Genomic DNA, 252 nt, shown 5'->3' with positions numbered 1-252 from the left:
CCCCCGACTTGATCAACCGCCTACGCGCCCTTTAAGCCCAGTGATTCCGAACAACGCTAGCCCCCTCTGTCTTACCGCGGCTGCTGGCACAGAGTTAGCCGGGGCTTATTCTGCAGGTACCGTCACTATCTTCCCTGCCAAAAGAACTTTACAACCCGAAGGCCTTCATCATTCACGCGGCGTCGCTGGATCAGGCTTTCGCCCATTGTCCAATATTCCCCACTGCTGCCTCCCGTAGGCTGTCTCTTATAC

General features: G+C 56.3%; 1 rRNA gene. It reads right to left on the bottom strand.

Annotated elements, in window-relative coordinates:
- Window positions 1-252: ribosomal RNA gene (locus tag ACTHSL_RS13925) — 16S ribosomal RNA — on the bottom strand; the annotation flags it as partial.

This window comes from Neisseria sp. P0008.S010 (assembly GCF_051962715.1).
In the GTDB taxonomy this organism is placed as follows: domain Bacteria; phylum Pseudomonadota; class Gammaproteobacteria; order Burkholderiales; family Neisseriaceae; genus Neisseria; species Neisseria elongata.
Note: the sequence above shows the minus strand (reverse complement) of the source record. Positions and strands in the feature narration are given on the sequence as shown.